This window comes from Komagataeibacter xylinus NBRC 15237, assembly GCF_001571345.1.
Classification (GTDB): domain Bacteria; phylum Pseudomonadota; class Alphaproteobacteria; order Acetobacterales; family Acetobacteraceae; genus Komagataeibacter; species Komagataeibacter xylinus.
Window position 1 is genome coordinate 44,155 of the sequence record NZ_BCTP01000021.1, and the last position, 10,411, is coordinate 54,565.

At 62.2% G+C, this 10,411-nt stretch carries 4 protein-coding genes; all 4 read right to left on the minus strand.

The window, feature by feature from the left end:
- Positions 1 to 47: 47 nt before the first annotated feature.
- Complete coding sequence (locus tag GXY01S_RS09880) at positions 48 to 3,992, minus strand: cellulose biosynthesis protein BcsC (RefSeq protein WP_061274635.1); 3,945 nt, start codon at positions 3,990 to 3,992, stop codon at positions 48 to 50.
- The gene (locus GXY01S_RS09885; RefSeq protein WP_061274621.1) at positions 3,982 to 5,142 is read right to left on the minus strand and encodes an acyltransferase family protein; all 1,161 of its coding nucleotides are present in this window, start codon (positions 5,140 to 5,142) and stop codon (positions 3,982 to 3,984) included. Before GXY01S_RS09885 ends, GXY01S_RS09880 begins: the two co-directional genes overlap by 11 nt.
- Before the next feature lie 86 nt (positions 5,143 to 5,228).
- Positions 5,229 to 5,900, minus strand: coding sequence for an SGNH/GDSL hydrolase family protein (locus GXY01S_RS09890; RefSeq protein WP_061274623.1), 672 nt, complete (start codon positions 5,898 to 5,900; stop codon positions 5,229 to 5,231).
- A gap of 112 nt (positions 5,901 to 6,012) precedes the next feature.
- Positions 6,013 to 10,411, minus strand: a 4,399-nt coding sequence (gene bcsA / locus GXY01S_RS09895; RefSeq protein WP_061274625.1) for a UDP-forming cellulose synthase catalytic subunit, incomplete at its 5' end; no start/stop codon positions are given.

Here is a 10,411-nt window from a genome sequence, read left to right on the forward strand (position 1 = left end):
TCCCGGATATGAGGTGTAGGGCATGAACCTGCCCCCGATTGATTGTATTACTGACCGTCAAATGCGTAATGCGCCATCCACATGCCACTGGTTTCAGACCAGTTGCCTGCCCGGCTGTAGCCGCCTTCCATGCCCACCCGCAACCGATGGGTAAACTGATAGACAATGCGCCCGCGTACGTTGCCCGCAAGACCGCTTGCCCCGCTGCCTGAATATTCATCAGGCGGGTTCGAGGCCGCAAGCTGCTGCAGGCTTGCACTTGTGGGGTAATAGGGCGCTCCATTGCTGTGATAATGCTGGAACCCTGCCTCACCGCGCAGGAACCACGTCCATCGCCTGTTATGCCCCGACCATTCAACCGGCACCATCGCGCCGTAATACTGCTGTGGCGAGAAGTAACCGCCCTGCCCCCATGTAAAGAAGTAACTGTCACGCTTGTAACCAAAATACATGAGGTCCAGCCCCACGCGCAACCACTGCCGGTTGTGGGTCTGCCATACCGTGGCGGTGCCGCCAGCACCTGCTTCCACCTCGGTATTGCTCTGCACATGCGTGCCATCCAGATAGGCAAAGCCGCCACCGGCATAGATGTTCCACCCTGGCGCGGACCATTCCAGCGCCCCATGGCCAAACATGCGTGTCACCCCGCCCCACACCCGGTTCGTGCCAGGATCGTGCATGCCCGCGTAGGACAGCTCGCTATCCGTGACCATGCGGCGGCCCCCGCTTATGCGCAGGCCAAGGTTACGGGTCAGGCGCGGCGCGAATTCCACACCCCCCACCACGTTGGTAATGGGGAAGCCCAGCGGCGAAGACCCCACATCGGCCGAGAACCAGTGATTGACGTAGTTCAGGCTCAGCCCCACGCCCTGCGTATAGTAATGATGATACGCCCCCGGCAGGGCGCCATTGATGGAATAGGTGCCGAACTGGTGGGCTGAGTAAGAATTGTTCAGCGCATCGCCGGTAAACAGCAGCGTGGGCGTGATCGAGAAGGACAGCCGGTGCTCCCATGATTCAAACGGCAGCGTGCCGGTGATGGGAATGGCGAATTCCGTCAGTTGCCCCAGCCCTGCAACGCCGGTGCGGCTACGCACGAAGCTGTTGGCGTCGAGTTGTGGCGAGATGGAATCACGCAGGTAGACGATCTGCCGGTCCATCGCCTCGGCGCCGTCATCCTCGGGGATGTAATGATAGGTTGCAGGCAGTGTCGCGCCCTGCAGGTCGATGTAATTGCTGTCAATGAACGGCCAGCGATAATCCGGCAGGAAGCTTTCATGGCCTGCATACGTGCTTTCGCCATCAAGCGTGCGCTGGGCGCGGCGGGCGTGTTCCACATCGGCTAGCTGCGCGCGCGTATTGCCCGCCACGCGATCGACATCGGAGCGCACTTCCCAGCTCATAGGGCCATCGGGGTCTTCATGCGCCAGCCGCTCGGCATAGCCGCGTGCGAGCGCTACCTGGTTCGTACCGCCCGCATCACGCGCGGCGGCGGCAAGGCCGTAGATATTGTGCGGCTTGAGGCGAAGCGCAATCTGGTCTTCCTCCAGCGCGCGGGCGGGCATGTTGCGTGTCTGGTATATCCGGCCCATGGCCAGATGGGCCTCGGCTGATTCCGGGTGGGCGCGCAGCACGGGAGCCAGTACCTGATAGGCCTTCGTGGTCTGGCCATAACGGTCAAATTCATCGGCGGTCATGATGGCGAGGCCGATGGCAATGTCGTTTCTTATGTGTAATTGTTCCGGTGTGACCGATCCGGGGTAGTCACGTGCCATCGCATCAAAGGTGCTGAGGCAGCGCGTGGTGTCGAACGTGGCATGCAGGCGCAGGTACAGCCCGGCATAGGCCAGCATCTGCGCAGCCTTTGGTGGCTGGGTCAGGCGCTCTTCGCCGGCCAGCACCTGCTGGGCCTCCCGCGTGGCATGGCGGTCCAGCAGGGCGCCAGCAATCTGCACGCCCCGGTCACCCGTGGGGTCGGGCTGGTCGGCCAGCGCCACGAGGGCGGCATTATCCGCGCGCGGCGCGCGGTTGAGCGCCTGTATGCGGCGGGCAAGCTCGATCTGGCTGGCAATGCTGGCCATGCCAGCGCTCTGCCCGCCTGCAGGCAGACGCGCCATCAGGCGCTCGGCGGTGGCGAGGTCATGCTGGCCCATGGCGTAGATGATCCCGGCCTGCAGGTCATCGGGCGTGACGGATCTGGCATTTGTCAGGTCATCCATCAGGCTCTGCGCCTGAAAATGGCCGCCTGCATCATCAAGCGCATGGGCTAGCTTGAGGCGGATCCACGGGTCCGTGGGCTCAAGGGCCGCGGCCTCGCGCAGCAGGGCTACGCGTTCATCGGGGTCACGCGTGCTGTCGGCGCGGGCGGAAAGATCGGCGGCCTGCAGGTAGGTTGCCAGCGCCGGGCGCAGGGGTTTGAGGCGGGCAATGATATCCTGTGCTTCCGCCCCGCGCCCGGTCTGGATCAGGATGCCGCCCAGATTGAACAGCGCATCGGCATTGCCTGGCGCCTGGGCCAGAATTTCACGATAGATGCGCTCGGCCTCCACATCATGCCCCTGCTTACGCTCGAGCATGCCTTCCAGTGACAGGAAAGTCAGCCTGCTGCCAGGGCGGCGGCCCAGCGCCGCGAGGTCCGTGCGCGCCGTATCATAGTGGCCATCATTGATGGCCTGTAATATCCGCACCACCAGCGGGTCCACGCCCCCGGGGCCAGATTGCAGTGCCTTGATGGCCGCCCGCCAGTGGGGGGCCGAGTCCGGGTCAGCCTGTATCGCCTGTAGGAAATACTGCATGGCCTGCGCGGGCTGCTGCCGGGCCTGCGCCACCAGCCCCAGCCCGCCCAGCGCATCGGCATCATGGGCATTGAGCGCAAGGGCGTGGTGAAAGCGTTGCGATGCGCCTTCCAGGTTATGGCGGGCCAGCAGCGCGTAGCCCTCCTGGTGGGCGGTGGCGGCATCGATGGCGTTCTGTGTTTCCTGTGCCTTGTGCAGCAGTTCGCTCACTTCCGCATCATCGGGGTGCAGACCGAGCCATTCATTATAGAGCGGAATGGTGGGGCCTGTGATCGGCTCCCACAACAGCGCCTCGCGCCATGCTGCAACCGCCCCTTGCCGGATTGGTGCCGGAGCGTTGGAGCGGGCGAGTTCGCGCAGGCCGTCCATCCCTTCGGGGCGCGACGTGACACGGTAGGTCAGGATCCGGTCCAGCAGCAGCCGGGCATCGAGATCGCGCAGGTTGCGCTGCACCCAGGCGGTCAGCTTGGTCTGGGCTTCCTGGCGGCCCAGAATGGTTGCCCCCAGCACGCGGTAATATTCCAGTGCCAGATCGGGTGGCGGGTCGCCGTTCTTGAAAAGCGCCTTGTACTTGAACATGGCAGGCATCATCTTGCCTGCCGCTGCAAGGGCGCGGGCCTCGGCCAAGCCCTTGGGGTCTACGGGGCCAGCCTGTATCTGCGCCTTGAGGTCGGCAACCAGCCCCGGCGCCGCGCCGTTGCGCTCCAGCCGGGCCAGCGTGGCCGAAGCCTGGGCCGGGTTGCCCTGCGCCATGAGCAGGCGCCCCTGCAGGTAAAGCGCTTCAGGGTTATTGGGCTCGAGCGAAATCGAGCGTTCTATCGTTTCATGCGCTTTATTCAGGTTATGCTGGCCCAGCCAGTAATAACCCTGGTTGAGCAGCAGTTCCAGCACGGCTGCCGCATGCGCCATGTGCGCGCGTTCCGCATCCTGGTCCTGCGTGGGCGTGACCGTGATGGCTGTGCCGCCGGTTGTGATTGGAGTGTTTGGCGTGGCCTGGGCGGGGTCCGCCGCCCGCGCCATCTCGCCCGACAGGATGACTCCTGCCATCATGCCGCAAAGGAGTTTCAGCGTGCTCCATGCCGGGCGCATGGGCTGGGGCACCATGACCCAGGCTGCGGGCGCACGACGCCATCCGCGCCCCGCAGGCAGCGTGCTGGCGGCATGGTATCGTCCTTTTATGTCGTGTCTAATGAACACGGGACACATAAGAGATATAGAACAGGATCGCCGCCAGCGTCACGCACGCGCCGACAAGCAGGGCGGCGCCACGGTTGCGCGCGGAAACCGCAACCCGGTCCTCATAATCAAGCCCGGTCCGCTCCACGAACACGTAGCTCAGCACGCTGATGACAAGGACGATGCCCAGCACGGCCGCCATCATCCACCCATGCACCTGGAAGAAGAAGAGGTAATTCGCCACCACGATGCCCGGCCAGTGCCACAGATAGACCGAATACGAAATGACCCCGAGCGGTGAAATGGGCACAAGGCACAACCTGCCCACCTGCGTTTCGGGCAGCATGATGATGGTGGCCACGGCAACGCAGGGGAAAATGGTCATGTAGGACGGGCAGGCAAACTGAAGGGTATAGAACAGCCCTGCCCCCACAATCACCGCCAGCGCCACGGCATAGACAATATTTGCAACAACCGGGGAAAGGCGTGGCCGGGGCAATATCCAGATCATGGTGCCAAGTGAAAACTGCCACAGCCGATCGAATATGTTGTAATAAGCCTGCGTATCGCCCTTGACGTAGCTCCATGCGCAAAATGCCATCGAGGCGGTGAAAATGCCCGAGAGCACCAGCTTGCGGTGCCTTGTCAGCGGCAGCAGCAGCGCCATCAGGAAGATGATGGTATAGAACTGCATTTCCAGCGAGAGCGACCATGTGTGCAGGAACGGGTAGGCAATGCTCTGCCCCTGGAAATACCCGACATGCCCCGAAGCCCATATGTTGGACAGGTACACCAGCGCATAGGCCCCGTTGATGGCAATATCGGCCCGGTCGCTTTGCAGGACCCACCACAGCATGCCCGCCGAGACCAGGGCAATCATGCAGACCAGCGCGGGCAGCAGGCGGTAGAGCCTGCGGCAGACAAACCGCAGGGGCTGGAACGGATGCTGCATGAGCGCCGAGCGCCCCATGAAATAGCCCGAGATCACCACAAAAATATCGACGCCGATAAAGCCGCCCTGCAGCCAGCCTGCATGGAACAGGACCACAAGGGCAATGGCAAGGCCACGCAGCCCATCGATATCGCGTCGACGGTTGAGGGGAAAAAAGTCTTTCTCAAGTATTTCACGCCACCTGCTCGGCGTAGCGGCAGGTTCATTCAGGTGCAGCATCAACAGATTTCCACGTCTTGTGCCCGTCATGGGCAGATACGGAAGCACGCCGTGCGGTGTCGCTCATGCTTCCGTAAGGGGCGACCTTACTGGCCGGTGGCAGGCGGGGCGTCTTTTAACTTTTCAAGTTCAGGCAGCGTCGCCTGCACAATCGCGTTGCCCCATACCTTGTAGCTTTCAGGTGTTGCATGAATGCCATCAATGGTGTTCACGCTGCCCTGCTTGAGCAGTGCCGTGCCATCGACATAGGTGCAGGGTGCGACTTCACCCTTGAGGAAGGTGGCCATTTCGGTCGCACGCTGGTCGGTCTTGCCATAGCGCGGGCTGAACTGGCCCCAGGTCGGCCCGACCCAGATGCACGCGGTCTTGCCAATGGCATAGGTCAGGGTCTTGACCTGCTCGTCCACCCAGTCTTTCGAGACCGAGGCCTGGCCATAGGCTGCCATAGTATCGCCAAGAATCACCATTACCACGTTGGGATGCCACTTGGCCACGAGGTCGCTGATGGGCGGGGGCGATGCGGGCTTCATGTTGGGCGCGCCAATCGGGGCATCGCCAATGCGCTCGGCGGCGCCGCAGCCATTGTTGGGGTTGGGCACGACCCAGTCAGCCGCGGTGGAGGAACACACACCGTAGGTGACCACTTTCGCGCCCTGGCGGCTGAATTCATCCGGCAGCACGGACAGGAGGGAGTCCTTGAACGTGACGTGGCTATCGCCGATGATCAGCAGCGTGAGGCCAGCAAGAAGAGCACTCATGAATTACTTCTCCGTATAAGAATTTATTTATGGACCGGGGCGATGCGACAGACATTGCCGCCCATGCAGGCCGCACCATGTGGGGCACGGTCAGCATGCAGGGACGTTTACCTTATGCCTCACCGGTCCTGTCATCATCCAGCACGCGCCTGCGAGACTTGGCGCGCAGCCAACTCCACGCCCCGAAAGCGGTCAGTCCCGCCCCTGATAGACCGGTCAGATAAAGAATGAAAGGATGATAACTCAGATACCGGTCGAGTTGCAGCCACAGGGGTAATGAGCCCACTTTGTAGGTCGGCGCGGTGCGGTAACTGGTAAACTGTTCGGCGTTCTTGAGCACCAGATCCCCCTGGATGGAGGATAGATCCCTGGTGTTGCGCAGGCTGAGCACCAGGTCATGGATGCGCTGCGGCGTATCGCCCACAAAGGCGATGACCGAGCGCTGGCTGTCATAGGGTGACTGTGCGCCGATCATCACGCCTGCCTCGGCAATCGGCGCATTGAGGTGAGCACTCACGCCGTTGAGCAGGCCGGCATGATCGTGGTCCTGAAACAGGTACCAGATCCCTTCCAGCCCCATGTGCTGGCCAACCCGCACGTGCCCGTCCTTGATCACGTAAGGCGAGCGTGACAGCAGGTCGGAGGCTGAATTCAGCCGGTCGGCGGTGGAAAGCAGGATGATATCACCCTGCGGGGTGGTATTTTTCATCTGGTCCGCCGTCATGACATGCACGCCTGCGGCGGGGTACCACGTTGTCGCGCCAAAGAAGCCCATGAGGTCAAGGAACGAGCCAGCGGTGCCCGCATCGGGGCTTTGCGGCAGGATGATCGTCGTCTCGGACAGATCGGCCATGCGGGAGAACGGAAAGGCGGCCTCGGCGAAATAGGACAGGTTGGGCAGTTCGGCGTAATGGTAGCCCCGGCGGAAATCGAGGGTGGAATCTGAATCCACGCTCATGCGGATATCACCCGGCGTGCGGCGGCATGCGCCCCGGTCGATGGGGCGGGCGTCAAAATTGAACTGCAACTGGTTCTGGCCAAACAGCAGCCACGGTGGCAGGGCGGTCATGTGACCCGTGGCCCCTGCATGCTGGTTGACCAGCCTTTCCGACCATTTCTGCCACACGCCGGGCGGCGAGAGCGAATAGCTTTGCAGGTAATTGTTGTTCAGGCTGACATCGACGCGTGATGTCTCGAGGTCCACCACCGGGCCTCCGGGCGCGCGCACCCACATGTTCATGAGGTAAGGCCGCCCCCGCCAGGTATAAAGGTCAGGCGGCAGGTGGAAGGGCAGCGTCATGCCCGCAGGCGTATAGCCCCCGCCCTGCAGGTCGGCAGCACCGACGAGTTCACCAAAACGCACAGGGCGGTCGGTTGGCACGAAGGCAGGCGCATCATAAGCCTGGCGGGGGTCGAGGGTCACGTCCTCCACCACTTTCGATGCAACGCCGCCAAGCGTATCGTGTGAGAAAGCCAGATTCCGCGCAGCCGCCTCGACTTCCTGCGCGGTGCGCCCGGTCACGATCAGCACAATGCCCCACGGGTCATTGGGGTTGGCGACCTCGGCAAGGGTCGGGCCGGTGGGCAGCGTGCCATTGGCATCAAGGGGAATGTTCCGGCCCACTTCAACCGCGTTACCCGATGCGGGCACGGTTGTGGAAACTGGAAAGGACAGCGCGCGGAAATCGGCGATCTTGCCAAACCATGAGGCGATCACGCCCGCGGCCTTCAGGTCATCCCGGTTTTCGGGAGATGGCATGACGAACGGAACCCGGAGTGCCGCGCGCAGGTTGGGGTCGAAAAAGGGCGCGGGCAGGCGCGAGAGCTTGCGTTCGGGCGCGATCCGCACCGTGGTCAGGGTAATGCGCGAGCTGTCGGAAATGCGCGCCCACAGGATCTCGTTGAAGAGATCATTGCAATCACGCCTGTATTCACCGGCAAAACGGAAATTGAGCTTGTTATCGCCGGTAAAATACAGCGGATCGACATCGAACGTGATGGGGCCGAACTCGGGGTGGTCGGGGTTGACCTTGATCGTGCCGATATACTGCTCGTTCAGCGTGACCGTGACAGCGCTCGCCTCTGGCAGAAGCGAGGGCGAGAGCGCGCCAGAAAGGGTAAGTTGCGCGTGCGTGACCACCCGGTTGGCGGGCACGACCACATCAAGCCCCTGTAGCGGAGAGTAGCCGCGCAATGTCAGCGGGCCGGTCGTGGCGCCAAGGTCGCGGAATGACAGGGTGCGCGTCACCTCCGTATCGCTGATCCGGGCTGCGGCCAGCGGGTCGACCGCAGGAGCGGCATCGGGCACGATGCCCGTATTGCTGTCACCAAACGGGGTCTGGGTGCTGATTCCGGTCTGGTCCACCGTGGTGGTGGCGGGCACGGGCGCAAGCCCCTGGGCCAGTGCCGCGGGGGCCAGGGCCGTAAAGGCCAGGAGGAAAGTGGCGGATAGGGCAGCCCCACTGCGGGCGCCGCGTTGGGCAGGTTTCAGCACGAGGCTCTGTTTCTCCAGTTTTTCTTCCACCATGGGCACGGTGATGTCCTCTGCCTGCGCAATGGGGCGGGGTTTTTCAGGCTTGCGCCATTTAAAGAGGTCGCCAATGCTTCTGAACACCATGACGATGCTGCGGAGCGGGCGGTCGGGGGGGAAATCGGCCCAGTTGGCCCAGGCATCGCTGCGCCCGAACACCATATCGACTATCTGGCGTTCATCGTTCAGGTCCTGGCGCGCCCATTGCAGGCGCAGATTGCCCGGTTGCATGGCCATGATTTCGGCCGGCACATGGGTGTGAATGCCGTCACGCTCGTTGTCGTAGCTGACCATGACGGTCTGTGGCGCTTCGACATTGTGCGGCCAGTCCAGGTCAACTGACAGGCCGCCGAGCGAGATGTCATGCGTATGGGCATGAAACGCCCTGCCCTGCTCATCGGTAATGGTTACGGGCAGGCGCACGGTAATGCGCGGCGCGGCGCGGGTCTGGCGCGTTTCGCGCCCCACGGCGATGGCAGCCAGCACGATAATGAGGCTGATGATCACCCACAGGGTATTGAGCACGAAGGACTGGAGTGCGAGGCGGTCGTGATATTGCCAGATGATGCCAAACACACCACGCATGAGGGCTGCAAACAGGATAAGCGCCAGAATGATATTGGGATAGACCGCGCTGAAATCGAAATAGCCGCGTTCGAGCAGGCCGCCCTTGTCGGTCACGTTGAACTTGCCCTTGTGGGGCTGGAGCAGGGTTACGATAGTGATCCGCACCAGGAACAGCGCGAGCGAGGTTTCGTAAATCTCGCTCCAGAAGGAATAACGCCACCGCCCTTCAACACGTGAAAGGGTCATGATGGAATGAAAGATATGGGGCAGCGCATAGGCGCTGATGGCCAGCGGCGAGGCCGCGATGATGTTTTCACCCAGGAAGAGATAGGCCAGCGGCGAGACCAGAAAGGTTACGCGCGGGATGGCGAACAGGAAGTGCGACATGGCGGAAAGATAGCAAAGCCGCTGCTCCCACCGCAGGCCGCGCCCGAGCATGGGGTTGTCGAGCCGCATGATCTGGAGCATGCCGCGCGCCCAGCGCACGCGCTGGCCGATATGCAGGATCAGGCGCTCGGTCGCCAGCCCGCCTGCCAGCGGTTCGCGCAGGTAGCCGGTGCCCCAGCCCTTGCGCTGCATCTTGAGTGCGGTATGGGCATCTTCGGTGACGGTTTCGGTCGCGAAGCCGCCGATCCCCATAACGGCGGAGCGGCGGATGATGGCGCATGAACCACAGAAGAACGTTGCATCCCAGAAATCATTACCATCCTGCACCAGACCATAGAACATGTTGCCTTCAGGCGGCACATGCATGCCTGCGGCCAGATTGCGCTGGAACGGGTCAGGCGCATAGAAATGATGCGGGGTCTGCAGAAGGGCGAGGTTGGGGTCGGCAATCATCCAGCCGATGGTTCTTTTAAGGAAGCCACGGGTGGGTACATGGTCGCAATCAAAAATGACCGCGAATTTCCCGTCCGTTACCTTAAGGGCATGATTGAGGTTGCCAGCCTTTGCATGGTTGTTTTCCGAGCGGATGATGTAACCCGCGCCTGACTCTATCGCAAAGTCACGGAAAGCAACCCGCCTGCCATCATCAAGAATATAGACATTCAGCTTGTCTTCCGGCCAGTCAAGTTCCAGCGCGCCCAGAACCGTCGAGCGCACGAGAGACAGTTCTTCATTATAGGATGGCACGTAGACATCCACGCTCGGCCACTCGGCAGGATCTTCTGGCAGGGCATGCTCCCTGCGCTCCAGCGGCCACGACATCTGGAAGTAACTCAGGCACAGCGTGGCCAGGGCATAGGTCTCGGCCAGCAGGAGCAGGATGGACAGGGCACCCTGTATCAAACCGTGGAATTCCAGCGTGGTGGTCAGCCGCCATACGATATAGCGCAGGGAGACAAGCAGCGACAGCATCATCAGGAATATGGTGATGCCCCGTCCCGGCCTGCGGTTGAGCACCAGCAGGAGC